General features: G+C 66.7%; 13 protein-coding genes. 9 read left to right on the top strand and 4 right to left on the bottom strand.

Going from position 1 to position 15155, the window contains the following annotated elements:
* Positions 1 to 131: 131 nt before the first annotated feature.
* The 6 genes from MJ777_RS04790 (at position 132) to MJ777_RS04765 (ending at position 8034) form a co-directional block, all read left to right on the top strand.
* Positions 132 to 662 carry a PGPGW domain-containing protein gene (locus MJ777_RS04790; RefSeq protein ID WP_239373482.1) on the top strand — a complete coding sequence of 177 codons (531 nt, stop codon included), beginning with the start codon at positions 132 to 134 and terminating at the stop codon, positions 660 to 662.
* A gap of 573 nt (positions 663 to 1235) precedes the next feature.
* Positions 1236 to 2462, top strand: a complete 1227-nt coding sequence (gene fxlM / locus MJ777_RS04785) for a methyltransferase, FxLD system (RefSeq protein ID WP_239373480.1) — start codon at positions 1236 to 1238, stop codon at positions 2460 to 2462.
* A 70-nt stretch (positions 2463 to 2532) separates the two neighbouring features.
* Positions 2533 to 2742 (top strand): FxLD family lanthipeptide, encoded by a 210-nt coding sequence (locus MJ777_RS04780; RefSeq protein WP_239310792.1) that lies wholly within the window; start codon positions 2533 to 2535, stop codon positions 2740 to 2742.
* 94 nt (positions 2743 to 2836) lie between these two features.
* On the top strand, positions 2837 to 5929 hold the full coding sequence (locus MJ777_RS04775; protein WP_239373478.1) for a lantibiotic dehydratase: 3093 nt from the start codon (positions 2837 to 2839) through the stop codon (positions 5927 to 5929).
* Positions 5926 to 7164, top strand: coding sequence for a lanthionine synthetase C family protein (locus tag MJ777_RS04770; protein ID WP_239310162.1), 1239 nt, complete (start codon positions 5926 to 5928; stop codon positions 7162 to 7164). The genes MJ777_RS04775 and MJ777_RS04770 overlap by 4 nt, the downstream gene beginning before the upstream one ends.
* Before the next feature lie 15 nt (positions 7165 to 7179).
* Entirely contained in the window at positions 7180 to 8034 is an 855-nt protein-coding gene (locus MJ777_RS04765) for a thiopeptide-type bacteriocin biosynthesis protein (protein ID WP_239373476.1), read from the top strand.
* 265 nt (positions 8035 to 8299) lie between these two features.
* Here MJ777_RS04765 and MJ777_RS04760 read toward each other — a convergent pair whose 3' ends face one another.
* On the bottom strand, positions 8300 to 8485 hold the full coding sequence (locus MJ777_RS04760) for a hypothetical protein (protein ID WP_239373474.1): 186 nt from the start codon (positions 8483 to 8485) through the stop codon (positions 8300 to 8302).
* Between the two features lie 15 nt (positions 8486 to 8500).
* Here MJ777_RS04760 and MJ777_RS04755 point away from each other — a divergent pair, with 15 nt between their 5' ends.
* On the top strand, positions 8501 to 9178 hold the full coding sequence (locus MJ777_RS04755) for a hypothetical protein (protein ID WP_239373472.1): 678 nt from the start codon (positions 8501 to 8503) through the stop codon (positions 9176 to 9178).
* A 30-nt stretch (positions 9179 to 9208) separates the two neighbouring features.
* On the opposite strand, the gene MJ777_RS04750 is transcribed toward MJ777_RS04755, so the two are convergent.
* The 3 genes from MJ777_RS04750 to MJ777_RS04740 all read right to left on the bottom strand — a co-directional run bounded on the left by MJ777_RS04750 (position 9209) and on the right by MJ777_RS04740 (position 11857).
* The gene (locus MJ777_RS04750; RefSeq protein WP_239310165.1) at positions 9209 to 9433 is read right to left on the bottom strand and encodes a DUF397 domain-containing protein; all 225 of its coding nucleotides are present in this window, start codon (positions 9431 to 9433) and stop codon (positions 9209 to 9211) included.
* Entirely contained in the window at positions 9430 to 10290 is an 861-nt protein-coding gene (locus MJ777_RS04745) for a helix-turn-helix transcriptional regulator (protein WP_239346334.1), read from the bottom strand. Before MJ777_RS04745 ends, MJ777_RS04750 begins: the two co-directional genes overlap by 4 nt.
* A 319-nt stretch (positions 10291 to 10609) precedes the next feature.
* Positions 10610 to 11857, bottom strand: coding sequence for a cytochrome P450 (locus MJ777_RS04740; protein WP_239373470.1), 1248 nt, complete (start codon positions 11855 to 11857; stop codon positions 10610 to 10612).
* A gap of 359 nt (positions 11858 to 12216) precedes the next feature.
* Between MJ777_RS04740 and MJ777_RS04735 the strand changes: the two genes are divergently transcribed.
* Positions 12217 to 13767 carry an NAD(P)/FAD-dependent oxidoreductase gene (locus MJ777_RS04735; RefSeq protein WP_239373468.1) on the top strand — a complete coding sequence of 517 codons (1551 nt, stop codon included), beginning with the start codon at positions 12217 to 12219 and terminating at the stop codon, positions 13765 to 13767.
* Positions 13768 to 13871: 104 nt separating this feature from the next.
* Entirely contained in the window at positions 13872 to 15137 is a 1266-nt protein-coding gene (locus MJ777_RS04730; RefSeq protein WP_239373466.1) for a DUF5925 domain-containing protein, read from the top strand.
* The last annotated feature ends 18 nt before the right edge of the window (positions 15138 to 15155 follow it).

Genomic DNA, 15155 nt, shown 5'->3' with positions numbered 1-15155 from the left:
GGCGAGGTGCGTGCCCCAGCCCCGCGTCTTCCGGTGCCGCTGGCTGGGTACCGTGGCGAGGACGTGCCCGGACCGGCGTCGACGCCGACGGTTATTGATACCGGCACGATCCGTGGGAAGGCGGTGCCGCGGTGTTGAACAGGGGTGTTCGCCTCGTTCGCCGGATCGCGGTGACCACGGCCGGGGTGAGCGTGCTCGGGGTGGGCGTCGCGCTGCTCGCCCTGCCCGGCCCGGGGTTCCTCATCATCGCGCTGGGGTTCTTCATCCTGAGTCTGGAGTACGAATGGGCCCGCCGGCGGTTCGACAAGGCCCGGAAAAAGGCCGCCGACCTTGCTGACCAGGCCGCGGCGGCAATGTGGTCAGCCGCCTTCACGATCGTGTTCGGGCTTGGCATGGTTGCCGCCGGTATCGTGTGGATCACGGTGAAAGGGCTGCCCTTCTCCTCCGCGTGGACGGGAGGCAGCCTCATTTTCGGTGGCCTGGTGATTCTCGCCACGATGCTGGTCAGCTTGTGGCAGGCCAGGCAGGCGCGCAACGCCGGCCGGCTGACCCCGGCGCAGCTGCTCGACCGGGCGGAGGAACACCAACGCCGCGAGCGGGCGTCGGCCGTCTCTCCCTCCACCGCTGGAGGTTCCCAACCAGGTGAGCCACCGCCTGCCTGAGAGCGTGTGTGAGAACCCCCAGCACGATGGGCTTGTCGAAAGCATCGCGGCGTGGCTGGCCGACCGGCTGCCTGCCGGCCGCGATGGTCAGCGGGGCTTGGCTTCGCCGCCGCGCTCAATAATCCGCGGCGTGCGGCCCACAGCGATGGGCGTGCAAACACACTGCCAGGCAGAGCGTTTCTGCTGGAAGTGCATTGCACCGAAGGTGCAGGGATGGCATCCTTCTCTCAGCGGACCGGAACGCACCTCAGCCAGCCGGGGGAGTTCATACCAACTACGCGAAGATGAGGGGTGGCGCGTATCGCTCGTGACAGGCGCACTGAGGCGTTCCGGTCCCGAGTCCTGGTGACCCACACCGCCGGACCCCGCACCCGCTCGACGGCGAGCACATTGCCGTCACGCGCGCGGCCACACGTCGCCACACCCTGCGCTAGGAATCCACCGCCCGATCTGCGCAAGATGGAGTAGCGCTGGTCTCCAGAGGATTCCCTGTTTGGCCTACAGTTTCTGGATCTCTAGCGGAGAGAACGACTGGCCCCTGACCACCACTTCCAACTTACTAAGGTTCCCCGCATGATTCCAGTCCGAGATTCAAGCATCGACGAAACTGCGGCCAGGCTGCGGGCCGCCATGGTAGATGAACTCCGCGCATCGGACAACGGGATCGCGACGGAGGCTGTGGCCGCCTCCGTCGCGACGGTACCCCGACACCTGTTCGCCCCCGGGGAGTCGCTGGAGGCGGCGTACGCCGCCAACAAAGCACTGGTGATCAAACGTGACCAAAACGGAAGGGCGATTAGCTCCCTGTCGGCCACCCATATTCAGGCGGTCATGTTGGAGCAGGCCGAAATCGAGCCCGGCATGCGGATTCTGGAGGTCGGTTCGGGCGGCTACAACGCCGCCCTGATCCAGGAACTTGTCGGCGATCGTGGGTCGGTTACTTCGGTCGATATCGATCAAGAAATTGTTGTACGGGCGCGCGCCTGCCTCGATAAGGCGGGTTATGGCCATGTTGAGGTGGTGGTGGCTGACGCTGAGGCCGGTGTAGCCGAGAGATCCCCCTATGATCGGATCATCGTCACAGCTGGGGCCTACGACCTCCCACCCGCATGGCTGGATCAGCTGTCCGATCGTGGCAGAATCGTCGTGCCGCTACGGATCAGAGGGCTGACGCGTTCTATCGCATTCGACCGGATCAGCACGGACGGAAAGGCGAGCCTGATCAGCCGTGGCTATCGTCTGTGCGGCTTTGTTCCCATGCAGGGCGTTGGCTCGCGCCGCGAGCAAGTGGTTCCGTTGACCGACGATGCCGCGCTGCGTGTCGACGACGGGTTGTGGGATTACGACGTAGAGGCACTGCGGCAGGCACTGGACTCTCCACGGCTGGAACGTTGGTCGGGAGCTCCTTTCGACCTGCCTGATGAACTGGAGCTTTTCCTCGTCACCAACGTGTCGCAGGCCGCAATGCTGCATGTGGATGAGAAACTCGTCAAGAGTGGCCAGTTCGCTCCCTCAACAGCTAGAGGCGTACCCACCCTGATAGACAACGGTAGCTTCGCCTACCGCACAAAGCGTGCGAATGAGAAAACTGGCGGATTCGAGAGTGGCGTATTCGCCCACGGTCCCGATGCCGAGGGCGTGGCCGAGCAATATATCGAGCTACTTCGCCGGTGGGCGCGAGACCACCGGCGCCGCAGCGCCGCGCGCATCCAATACTTCCCGAAGGAATCTGACATGCCTGCACAGTTCGTGGGTCTCATCCCGAAACGGCACGGCGCTGTTGAAGTGACCTGGCCATAGACTTCCGGACTCCCGGTCGAATGTCGCCGGGAGTCCGGAAAACGCAACACCACCACGAAGGAGGGTCTGCATGTCCATCCAGTTCGACGATCCAGTACCGGCTGGAGTCCCGCAAGCGGGACCGGGTCAAGAGGGAGCGGGTCAAGAGGAGGACTTCACAGAATGGGACCTGGACATCTCAATCGTCGAGTCCGGGCCGGCCGCTGACCGGCTCATCCGGATGACCGACGACGGCTGCGGCAAGACGTGCGAGTCGGCCTGTACGACCACCTGCCCGTAGCGGGCGCCACCCGCGCCTCGACGGCTGAAGTACGCGGCGTCCGTCCGGGCGCACCCCACCTGGACGGACGCCGCCCCACCATCGGGAGTGGCCGGTGTATCAGCATCTCGATTCCCTGGTGGTGCGCGCTTCCGTCGGCCGGCTAGTGGATGTGGCCAGCGGGCAATGGCCCGACCTGGTGGAACAGACGGACACGCCAGGCTCTATGCGTCCATGGTTGCGACGCACGATGCAAAATCCCGCCTTCACGATGGCGCTTGAACAAGCCAGCCCGGTCCTAGCCCGTCGTGTTCGCGACATCTGTGATGGACGACAGGTGTCCGAACCCGATGCGGGCCGCGCGGTGCTCTCCGTGATGCGCTACCTGCTTCGCGCGTCGGGGCGCGCCACGCCATTCGGCCTGTTCGCGGGCGTTGCACCAGCTCGAGTCGCCGACCGTACGTCGGCGCGTATAGGCGCGGGGCACCGCGCTGTTGCCCGGGTCGACGCCGTATGGCTTACGGCGCTGATCGAGCGTTTGGAAGCCGACCCGGCAATCTGGCCGCACCTGAAAGCGATGGCCAACAACCTCGTGTTCGAGCGTGATGGCTATCTCGCGTTGGAGCACCGCCCGAGCGGCGACGAGGCTGGTCCGCCGATGCACGTCCAGGTGCGCGCGACAGAACCGGTTAGGGCCGCGATGAGCATGGCGAGCCGCCCGATCCGGCTCGGGGATCTCACCGTCAGGCTAAGAGCCGATTCCCCGCTTGTCCCGGCCGGCATCGTCGATGCACTCATTGCGGATCTGGTAGCGCAGCGCCTCCTGCTCACAGAGCTGCGTCCCGCGATGACGGCAACCAACCCTCTTGATCATTTGATACGTGTTCTGCAAACAATGGTGGAAACCGAGCCTGCCAAGATCACCCTCCGTTTGGAAGAGATCGTCGAAAGGCTGCGGACGCATGACGGCGCGCCCAGCTGGGCCAGTGCGAGCACACATCGCGCGCGTCTTATCGAAGCGATGGCGGACATCCACCCAACAGCGGAGCTGGCGCTCGGGGTAGACCTACGGATGGACTGGGATCTGGCCGTGCCTCACTCCGTGGTAAACGAGGCGGCGACGGCAGCGGGCGTCTTGGTGCGCTTGGCTCGACGCTCCACGCTTAGCCCCGGTTGGGATGCCTGGCATGGTCGTTTCCTCGAACGGTACGGCCCACATGCCTTAGTCCCCGTACTCGACGTGGTCGACGCGGAGATCGGGCTAGGGTATCCGGCCGGTTACGTTGGAGTCAATGCTCCCGCGGGCGCCGCGCTGACCAATCGGGACGTGAAACTGCTGGCGGTGGCGCAGAGAGCCGCGCTGCGCCGAGAGCGGGAAGTGTTGCTGGACGAAATAATGATCAACGAATTAACGGTCATCGACCGGTCCGCCCGCATCCAGCCCACCACCGAACTCACCGTGCGCATCCACGCGGCAAGCGCATCTTCAGTAGACCGGGGGGAGTTCACCCTTGCGGTGGTTGGGGTGTCGCGGACAGCCGGCACAACGACCGGGCGTTTCCTGGACTTGTTCGACGACGCGGATCGTCGACGCATGTCCGCGCTCTACGCGAGCCTTCCCACCGTGAACCATGGCGCGCTCGTCGTCCAGATCTCGGCACCCACGCGATACCCGGTCACCGACACCGTGGCACGGGCCCCGCACGTGACGGGACATCTGCTCTCACTAGGCGAGTACCACGACGGCCGGGGCGTTGAGAGCGAGAACCGGATCACGCTCGACGACATCGCGGTCACAGCGGACGTGCACGGGATCTACCTGCTCTCCCTATCCCGGCGCCAACTGGTGGAACCGGTGGTGCTCAACGCTGTGGAGCCAGTTCGCCGCGCGCAACCGCTGGTGCGGTTCCTTGCCGAAGCCACGGGCGCGCTGAGTGTTCCCTGCACCCCCTTCGACTGGGGCGCCGCAGCCAGGCTGCCCTTCCTGCCGGCGCTGCGGTATGGGCGCACGATCCTCTCCCCGGCGCGGTGGCTCCTCGAGGCTGCCGATCTACCCCCCGCTCCGGCCGGCTGGCAGGAGTGGGATCGCGCACTGGCCAGGTGGCGGGAGCTGATAGCACTCCCAGCAGCCGTCTACCTTGGCGAAGGTGACCAACGCATCGGCCTAGACCTGTCTGAGCCGGCCCACCGAGTGCTGCTGCGCTCCCAGCTTGACCGCGCCGGCACCGTCCTGCTGCGCGCCGCCCCCGAACCCGAAGCAGCGGGTTGGACCGATGGGCACGCTCACGAAATCGTCATCCCCCTAGTCGCTGCCGCCCCACCGCCGCCGACGACGCCCCGAGCACGGGAAACACACCTCGTCGGCCGCGATGAAGGAGATCTTCCCTGCTGCGGCTCGCGGTTCTCGATCAAGCTCTACGCCAGACCCGCCTCCCAGGACAGCATCATCGTCCGTCATATGCCGCACCTGCTGAACGAACTGGGTGAATTGCTAACGACAGCCCCGGCGCGGTCCTGGTTCGTGCGCTACCACGATCCCGCCGAGCATCTGCGTGTGCGGCTCCTTGTCCCCGCCGACGGCTACGCGCAAGCCGCCACCCGGATCGGCCTGTGGACCCAGCGCCTGCGCCGGGCCGGTCTGATCTCCCACGCACAATGGGACACCTACTTCCCCGAGACCGCGCGATTCGGGGGCGCGGCGGCTATGGACGCGGCCGAGGCGTACTTTGCCGCCGACTCCGCCGCCGCACTGACGCAACTTGCCGCCAGCCGCGAGAAAGGCGGTCCCGATACACGCGCCCTAACCGCCGCGAGCATGCTTGACATCGTGATCGGCTTGCTCGCCGACCCAACCGCGGCGATGAGCTGGCTGATCGGCCACACCCGGACGGAACCGTCCGCACCCGCCCGAGAACTCTACAAGCAGGCCCTTGCGCTGGCGAATCCGATTGATCAGCGTGAGCTGGCCGCACAGCCAGGAGGCACGCACGTCGTCTCCCGCTGGGCGCTGCGGCGCGAAGCACTTGCCACCTACCGGCGGGTGCTCGAAGAGACCAGCGCCGCGGATCCCAGCGTCCTGCTGCCCGATCTCCTGCATCTTCACCACGTCCGCATGGCCGGAACCAGCCCAGCGGGCGAACGCGCGTGTCTGCACCTGGCTCGCGCCGCCGCGCTGAGCTGGACCGCGCGAGCGAGGAATAGATCATGATCCGATCAAACCCGGACGCGCTGGCCGTGGCGGACTCCATCGCCGAAGCGCTAGCCGACCCGCGCACCGCGTGGGCCGCCGCACCGTCGACCGGAGGAAGGGCTTGGCCGCAGTCCCTCGCCAGCGGTGCGGCGGGCATCGCCCTGCTGCATATCGAACGGGCTTACTCCGGCCGTGGCGACTGGACTACGGCGCACGCCTGGCTGTCCGCCGCAGCCTCCAGCGAAATCACCGCGGCGGCCAACGCCGGATTGTTCTTCGGGGCTCCCGCCCTGGCATATGCCAGCCATCTCGCCGCCGGACCATCGGGCAAATACCGCCGTGCCCTCAACAAGCTCGATCGGGCCGTCATCGCGATGACGCGAAGTCGCCTGATCGCGGCAAACGCGCGAATCGACCGCGGTCAACGACCCGCGATGAAGGAGTTCGACCTCATCCGGGGCCTGGCCGGAATGGGCATTTACCATCTTCGTCGCCACTCAGAGCACGAGATCGCCAGCGCACTGTTCACATACTTGGTACGGCTGACCCAACCGCTCCGCGCGAAAGGCGATTTCCCACCCTGGTGGACCGACGTAGCACCCAACGGCGAGCCAAGCCCAGAATACCCGCGGGGCCACGGGAACTTCGGACTCGCGCACGGCATCGGCTCCGTTCTGGCACTACTCTCCCTGGTCCGCCTTCGAGGCTTACCGGTTGTCGGGGCTGACGAAGCAATAGCACGAATCTGCGCGTGGACCGACCTGTGGCGCCAACACGGCGATGCCGGTCCGTGGTGGCCAGGATTCATCACCGTCAACCAGGTCCGCGAGCGCCGCGTCGAGCCGACGCTACGACCGCGGCCCTCGTGGTGTTACGGGATCAGCGGTACCGCGCGCGCCCAGCAACTCGCCGGCATGGCCCTCGGCGACGCGGCACGGCAGCAGGCCGCGGAAAGCGCGTTGCTCGCGGTGCTGCGGGACCACACACAAATGGATCAGCTGCCCGAGATCGGGCTGTGTCACGGAACAGCTGGACTACTCCAAGCCACCTGGCGGATGGCCACCGACACCCGAAACTCTGACATCGCCTCCGAACTCCCTGGCCTGACAGCAAGACTAATCAGACAAATAGATCATCCCATACGTAACCCCGAACTTCTCGACGGCGCGGCCGGGGCCGCGCTCGCCCTGCATACCGCAGGCACCGGTACCGTCCCGATATCCGGCTGGGATGCGTTCCTCCTACTAACCTGACCTGGAGCCGACAACATGGACACCTGCCCCTGGCACCAAGTCGACGTTGCCTTTGCCGACTGGGCGCGTGCCGAGAACACTGCCCTAACCCACCTGGCCCCCGTTCTGGACACAGCCGAGACCAATCAGCTCATTGCATCCTGGTACTTTGTGCGCAAAGCTCCGTGCTGGCGGATTCGCTATCTGCCCCACCGACCGGCAGGAACGGCGCAAACGTACATCCAGCGCCACCTCGACGACCTCAAACGCGCACGTCATATCGAAAATTTCACCCCCGCCATTTACGAGCCTGAAATCCACGCATTCGGCGGAATCGAAAGCATGGATACCACCCACCGTCTCTTTCATCGCGACAGCCGGCACCTGCTCACCTATCTCCAGGACACGAAGCATGCGCCAGCCAGCAGGCACCGCCGTGAGCTGTCAATCATCCTGTGCGCGAACCTGCTCCACACCGCTGGACTCGACTGGTACGAGGAAGGAGATGTCTGGGCCCGGGTAGCTGCTCACCGCGAACCACCTGAGCGAGTCTCCGAGGACAAAGCTGACTTACTGCAGGTTCGCTTGCGACGGCTACTGAGCGTCGACACTGGCGGCCTGACAGGTGGCGGCTTCCCCCTCGCCTTCGCCGATGGATGGGCCCGCGCTTTTGCCGCCGCTGGAACGGAACTGGCCGACCTGGCGGCCCACGGGCTGCTCCATCGCGGATTGCGCGCGGTCCTAGCCCACCACATCATATTTACCTGGAACCGGCATGGAATTCCACACGCTACCCAGGCCGTGATCGCCTATACAGCCAAAACTGTAGTGTTCGGGCCTGATCTCACAGCGGATCATCAAACTCGGAAAATGGCAGACTGTGAACAGTGACCGCGCGGACCAGCTGACCGAGAACGATCTCGCTTGGTTTCCGCTTGTGCAACGCACCCGCCCTCCGGGCCTTCCCTTGGAGATCAGGGTCAGACAATTGCGGGACCTGGTCGCACAGGCAGAAAGCAACGATCAATGTTCCCGCGCGGCCGAAGTATGCAACAAAGCCGCATTGATCGCCTCAGACTGCGGACAGTCGGAACTCGCCCGATCCCTGTGTTGGCGACAGTACGACGTATTCAATCAAGCGCGACCATTACCCACCTCAACCACCGAACTCGCCCTCCAGCCGGTATTGAACCTGCCGCGCCAGCTGATTCGCGAGGGTGACGGCGATGGCGCCTACGCGATGCTCCACGCCCTCTACCGTGCCGCACGCGGCCGAACGGAAGCCATGATCGACGGACGATATGTGAGCCTCCGGAACGTCACGTGCGCTGCCGACGATCATCGGCTGACCTGCACGGTGATCTGGGCGGCGCTCCTAGCCGACGGTGCCCGTGCGCTCGCACGGGCCGGACGCTGGCAAGAAGCCGCGCAGCGCGCGGCGGCCCACCGCGGCGTCGGCAGACGACCGCTCGACGGCCGGCAAGTCACGATCCTGGCGCTCGCGCAGAACGGTCAGCCAGAGCAGGCCGCCGCTCTGGTCGAGCAGAGTGTTACCCTCGAACCCTGGGAGCGCGCGGTGCAAAGTCTCCTACGCGTCCACTGTCTGCGCGCGGCCGGCGCCGACGCCAGCCTCCACATCTCGCCGATGCTCACAACCGTGCTCTACGTGCTGCGACAGCCGGACCCGTCCACCGCGGTGTTCCGCGCCAGGGCTGGCATGATCGCGCTTGGTCTCGCCCACCAGCACGATGATCCGCAGGTCCAAGCACTACATGAAGCGCTGATCGATAGTGCGTTCGGTGACACATACGTAGCCCGGGACGCGCTCGCCCACCGGATCTTGCCCGAGAAAACGACAGCAGGCCAGGCCCGGGACCTGGCCGATCTAGTCAGGGCCTCCGGGCTCGGCGCTGGAGCGATCCCCGAGCCGATGTACGGCGACTTGATGGACGCGGCGGCATCTGCCGAAGATCAACTAAGAGCTGATCTGGATCAGCTCAACGCGGACAGTCGCGGTAGCACAGCGGCAAGCTGAGCGGCGCACCAGCTCACGCACGAGAAGGCGTCAGTCGAACTGCCTGTCGCGAACGCCTGCGAGGAAGGCCATCCACTCGGCCTTCGTGAACTCAAGTACCGGACCATGAGGGTCCTTGGAGTCACGGACAGCCCGGCCCTCGCCGGGGGTAACAGCGACTTCGACACAGTCGCCTCCGTTGCCGCCGCTGTAGCTGCTCTTGCGCCAGACGAGTTCAGCAGGGACGCGGGTGGGGTCGTATGGGGTGGTACTCATGTCAGTGCCTCCACCGCCTCAACGATCAGTTCGCGGGACCGTTCTGGGTCGAGGGCGGCAGCCCGCAGACGGTTCATGGCCAGCTTATACCGGCGCAGATCGGGCTCCCGCTCCAGGTAGAGCCCACTGTGGAGCTGATCCATGTGAACGACCTCACCGCCCGTCGATCCGGCGAAAGTCATGATCGTGAATGGGTAGCCGAAAGCGGCATAGGCGCCGAACGTGAAGGGCAGCACCTGGATGGTGATGTTCGGCTGCGTCGCGCAACTCGCAAGATGATCGAGCTGCGCTCGCATGACATCGACGCCACCAACGTGGCGCCGCAGGACGGACTCGTCGAGGACGGCCCAGAGAGTCAGGGGGTCCTCGCTGCCGAGCCGCTTCTGACGTTCCATGCGGACGGTGACCCGCCGGTCGATCTCGTCGTCGTCCAGGCTGGTGTTGGCTGCCCGGAGGACCGCACGGGCGTACTCGGGCGTCTGTAGCAGGCCGGGAACGATCTGCGTCTCGAACTTGTCCACGCTCACCGCGCTGTTCTCCGCGGCCATGAACCGCTCGAACCACCGGGGCACGGCGTCGGGAAAGCTGTGCCACCAGTCCCGCTGGCGAGAATCCCGCACCAGGTCGAGCAGTTGGCCACGGAGGTCGTCACTCGTCACGCGATAGCGGTCCAGCAGCTTCGTGACATCCCGAGTCCGATGGACGCCGACTCCGGTCTCCATCCGACTGATCTTCGAGCCCGAACAGCCAAGGTGCTCCGCGGCTTCGTCGATGGTGACATCAGCTGCCTCTCGCAGACGGCGCAGCTCGGCACCGACCTGACGGCGCCGCATCGTTGGGCTCGTCTCGCTAGGCACGAACCGCTCCTTTTCTCGGGCGAGGTGACGACAAGTCTGGCACACCCGACCAGGCACCGCCAGCGCATCCCATGGCAAGGCCAACTCGAACGAAGCGTACTGCTGCGCATTGCATCCTGGGGCTGGCAAGCCTACGTAAGGGGGCGCGCTGGCGGGTGCAAGCGTCGCGCCGGGCAGTGCCGATCAGGTGCGGCATCCACTGGCCCGGCGGAACAGGTCTGCCGGCAGGCAGTCCCGACACTGGCGATCTTCTAGTACCGCCGACCATGTATGCATGGTCTCACTCTCCGCGTTCGTTACGCGCTGAAAAACGATGGGCTCAGGCCGTGAATCGGACCGGCAGACGCGTCAGGCCACGGATGAGGATGTTCGGCTTGTAGGGGGGGTCAGCGCTGAGCAGCTCGGCGGACCTGACGCGACGCACCAGCGCGCTGAGGAAGATCTCCATCTCCAGCAGGGCGAGCGGCGCGCCCAGGCAGTAGTGGTGGCCGAGGCTGAAGGACAGGTGGCGGGAGACCGGACGCTCCCCGAAGAAGCGGGTGACGTCGAGCCGGTCCGGTTCGACGTAGGCGTCCGGGTCGCGGTTCGCGCAGGCGATCAGAGCGACCACGCCTTCCCCCGGAGCGAAGGTACGGCCGCCGACCACGAGCTCCCGCTTGGCCGCACGGGTGTTCAGGTGGATGGGCGAATCGTAGCGCAGCAACTCGTCGACGGCCCGGGGAATCAGCTCCGGCCGCCCGCGCAGCAGCTCGAGCTGATCGGTGTTGCGCAGCAGGGCGAGGGAGCCATTGCCGACCAGGTTCACGGTCGTCTCATGGCCCGCAATGATCAGAGTGATACAGGTGCCAAGCACCTCGTCCGCGGTGAGCCTGTCGCCCTGCTCCTCCACCGCGGCCAGGGAACTGATCAGATCGTCTCCGGGGCTACGCCGCCGTTCGTCGACAAGCGCGCGGAAGTACGCGGCGAACTCGGGGAGCGCCTCGTTACGGGCGGCAAGCGCTTCGGCGGTCAGGTAGACGTCCGGATCGAACGCGTGCGAAAGCGCCTGCGACCATTTCTGCACAAGCGGGTGGTCACCGGTGGGCACGCCCAGGATCTCGCAGATCACGGTGAGCGGCAGCGGGTAGGCCATCATCTCGATCAGGTCGAACTCGCCGGCGTCCAGCGCGGCGTCGAACAGGCTGTCGACCAGTTCGGTGATACGTGGCCGGAGCTCGGCCACCCGCCGTGCGGTGAAACCCTTGGTGACCAGGCCACGTAGCCGGGTGTGATCAGGCGGCTCCATCCACAGGAATGTGTCGGGGAAGGCGGCTGCCGGAATCGTGGGGTGCAGCTGCTCCGCCTCCTTGTCATGGCCCCAGTCCGCACTCTGCAAGATTGTGACGCAGTCCGTGTAACGGGTTGCCAGGTGCAGCCCGAAGGCTGACATGTGCAGCGGCCCGGCGTCGCGCAGGGCCCGGTATCGCGAGTAGGGGTCGGCGCGGTTCGCGGGCTCGAACAGCTCATCCAGGAGAGGCGGTACGGCAGCGTCGTTCCGCGTCCGCGCCGGGGTGGTCGCCAGATCCATTTCGGCTCCCTCGCACGATTCTTCGGCACTTCTCCGGTCGCCGGGCACAAGCGCCGACGGCAGGGACTGATATGCCGGCGCCGACGCCTGGACGGACATTGGCGAGCGTGTCGGATCGACCGGTAAAGTAATATATCAACAGAGCCGACCGGCACTGCGGTGAACAGTTCGTTTACCTGACGCGACACATTCCTTACGAACTCCCTCCCGGCCGGATCGCATTCCTTCCGGTTATTGCGGCGACAAATAGATCTATCGGAGCATCCGATAACCGAGAGACCGCGTAAAAGAATGATAATAAGGTCGATGCCAGCGCTCCCATATACCGGCGGCGAGCACATGACGGCCACGGAGGCGTGATGGCACACGGCGGGACGGTCCGGCACCCGGGCCAAGGACGCGGGACCGACGTTGATGATCTGTCCCAGGCTCGGCCCGCCCCGACCGCCGCGACCGGCGGCGAACGTGCCCACGCGGTTGTCCTCGGCGCCGGTATCGCCGGGCTGCTCGCGGCCCGAGTGCTCGCGGAAAGCTTCGACCGGGTCACCGTCTTCGAACGGGACGTTCTGGTGACCGCGGACCCACGCCGCGGCGTCCCCCAGGGCCGGCACCTGCACGGCCTGCTCGACCGCGGCCGCCAGATCATGGAGGAGCTGTTTCCCGGGCTGACCGCCGAGCTCGGCGCGAGGGGCGCTCCGGCGATCGAGACGCTGGTGGGTTCCCGCTGGTACCTGCGGGGGCTACGGGTGCACCCCACCGAGACCGGACTGATCTCGCTCCTTGCCAGCAGGCCGTTGCTGGAAGCCGTCATACAGGCGAATCTGCGTGGGATGCCGGGTGTGGAGCTCGTCCAGCGGGCAGTGGCGACCGGGCTTGTCGCGGCTCCCCATGCGCGCGAACGCATCATCGGCGTGCGGATCGTCCGGGCGGGGCGGAGCGCTCCCGACGGCTTGCGGCCGGAGCCCACGGCCGCCGATGGGGCGGAGTTCGTCAGTGCGGACCTCGTCGTCGACGCGACCGGGCGTGGCTCCCGCGGTGCGGACTGGCTCACCGCCCTCGGCCTGCCCCGGCCCCTGGAACAGCGGGTCGACGTGGACCTCGGCTACGCGTCACGGCTCTACCGGCGTGATCCCAAAGACCTTGGCGGGCAGCGCTCCATCATTGTTTCCACGATGCCCGGGTCCCGCGGTGGCGGCGCCGTGGCGCTGGAGGGTGAACGCTGGCAGATAACGCTCGCCGGCATGCTCGGGGACCATCCGCCGGCGGACCCCGACGGTTTCGAAGCGTTCGCCCGGACGCTGCCCGTACCCGACATCCACGATCTGATCTCTTCGGCACACGCGCTGACCGACCCGATCCCCCACCGGTTCTCCGGCTCGCTGCGGCGGCGCTACGAGCGCCTGCGGAACCCACCCGCGGGGTTCCTCGCCATAGGCGACGCGATCTGCAGCTTCAATCCGCTCTACGCCCAGGGGATGACCGTGGCGGCTCAGCAGGCGCTGGCCCTGCGGAACTGCCTGCGGGTCGCCGGCCCGGATCTGCCGGCCCGTTTCTACCGACAGGCCAGCTGCCTCGTGGACGCGGCCTGGGAGCTGGCGACCGGCGCCGACCTGCGCTATCCCGGCGTCCAGGGGCGGCGCGGCCTACGTGGCCGGCTGGTCGGGGCATACGGGGAGCGGGTACAGATCGCCGCGCATCGCGATGCCGCCGTGGCCCGTGCACTGATGAACTGGTTGAACCTCGTGGACGCTCCCACCGCCTTGCTCAGGCCCACCGTGATAGCCGGAGTCCTCCGGTATGGCCGGGCACACCCGCTCCAACCGATGCGGGTGCCGCCCGCCGCCCAGCACCGCTCCGGCTCCGGCTCCGGCTCCGGCTCCGGCTCCGGCTCCGGCTCCGGCTCTACATGATCAAAATATTGACCATCGCCGCCAGCTGGTGACATAGCCACAGTCCCGCCGCGAAAACCGGAAGTCGGTGGTGCCGGCGAGGCTGGTCGTCGACTATCGGTGGTGTGCCCGTCCCTCATCAGAAAGCCTCACAGCCGGAGTACTGGGCCACTATCGCGGCCACCACCGCGCCGGAGTCCGCGGGCCACGCTACCGGGCTTCCGTTCGTGGTCGGCCTGGACGACTCGGACACGCCATACGATGTGGTCGACGCCCTCGCGCTGGCCCCGTTCACGACGGGGGAACAGCCGTGGGCGCACAGCGCCCGGATCGACCGTCTCCGTTCAGGCGCGTCCCTGCTGCCACCCGACGCCAAAATACTACGTACGGTAATCGAAGACTCGCGTGACTCACGGCTCGCCGCGGGCGACGGCTGGACGTTGCGCGCGGTGCGCTGGCGCGGCGGCGGCGGTGAGGTGACCGTGACGGCGGTCAGTGAAGAACTGGCGCGCACGGTACTCAGCAGAGTTGTGCGCGAGGCCGTCGCCGAATCGGACGTCGACAGCGCCGTCACGATGGGCTTCTGGTACATGTCCGCGCGACGCGGCCCGACCCGTACCACCCGCAAGGCGGCCACGACGTCGTGGGCCTCGATCCGGGACAACTACTCCAGCAGCGCCCGCGACGCGCTGGACCGGCTCATGGCTGTCCGGCACGAAGCTCTGGCCGGCCGGCTGATTCTGTTGCACGGACCGGCTGGCACCGGAAAGACCACCGTCCTGCGGGCACTGGCCCACGAGTGGCGACGCTGGTGCCAGGTCGACTGCGTCTTGGACCCGGAGGCGCTGTTCGCCGACCCTGGATACCTGATGGAGGTCGCGATCGGCTTCGACAGCGACGAGGACGACTCCGACGATAATGACCATGCCCACGATGGCGAAGGCCCTGGCCGGGGGGCGCTGGATCCGGTGCCCGGCGACCGCGGCACCGCACAGGCCGCCGAGCTGGGCGGTGTCCGGCGGCGATGGCGGCTGCTGGTGATCGAGGACTGCGACGAGCTCGTCCGCGGCGACACCCGGAGTTCCTCGGGGCAGGCGTTGTCACGGCTGCTCAACCTGACTGACGGCCTGGTCGGGCAGGGGCGGGACGTCCTTGTCGCGCTCACCACCAACGAGGATCTCGTCCGGCTGCACCCGGCAATCGTGCGTCCCGGCAGGTGCCTGGCTCAGGTCGAGGTGGGACCGCTGCCCCACGGCGAGGCCGTCACCTGGCTCGGGACCGCGCAGGGAGTCGGGCCGATGATGACGCTGGCCGAACTGTTCGCGCTCCGCGACGGCCGGGCACCGGTGCGGAGCACGCGGCCGGACCCGCATTCCGGCCTCTACCTGTGACGGCCCGGCCACCGGTAA

It is taken from the genome of Protofrankia sp. Cj5 (genome assembly GCF_917627405.1).
Taxonomy (GTDB): domain Bacteria; phylum Actinomycetota; class Actinomycetes; order Frankiales; family Frankiaceae; genus Protofrankia.
This window is presented reverse-complemented; position numbering and strand designations above follow the sequence as displayed.

Excerpts from the sequence above, each read along its gene's own strand:
- MJ777_RS04765 (WP_239373476.1), top strand. The coding sequence starts at position 7,180 with ATGGACACCTGCCCCTGGCACCAAGTCGACGTTGCCTTTGCCGACTGG.
- MJ777_RS04750 (WP_239310165.1), bottom strand. The coding sequence starts at position 9,433 with ATGAGTACCACCCCATACGACCCCACCCGCGTCCCTGCTGAACTCGTC.
- fxlM (WP_239373480.1), top strand. The coding sequence starts at position 1,236 with ATGATTCCAGTCCGAGATTCAAGCATCGACGAAACTGCGGCCAGGCTG.
- MJ777_RS04780 (WP_239310792.1), top strand. The coding sequence starts at position 2,533 with ATGTCCATCCAGTTCGACGATCCAGTACCGGCTGGAGTCCCGCAAGCG.
- MJ777_RS04735 (WP_239373468.1), top strand. The coding sequence starts at position 12,217 with ATGGCACACGGCGGGACGGTCCGGCACCCGGGCCAAGGACGCGGGACC.
- MJ777_RS04740 (WP_239373470.1), bottom strand. The coding sequence starts at position 11,857 with ATGGATCTGGCGACCACCCCGGCGCGGACGCGGAACGACGCTGCCGTA.
- MJ777_RS04760 (WP_239373474.1), bottom strand. The coding sequence starts at position 8,485 with ATGATCGTCGGCAGCGCACGTGACGTTCCGGAGGCTCACATATCGTCC.
- MJ777_RS04770 (WP_239310162.1), top strand. The coding sequence starts at position 5,926 with ATGATCCGATCAAACCCGGACGCGCTGGCCGTGGCGGACTCCATCGCC.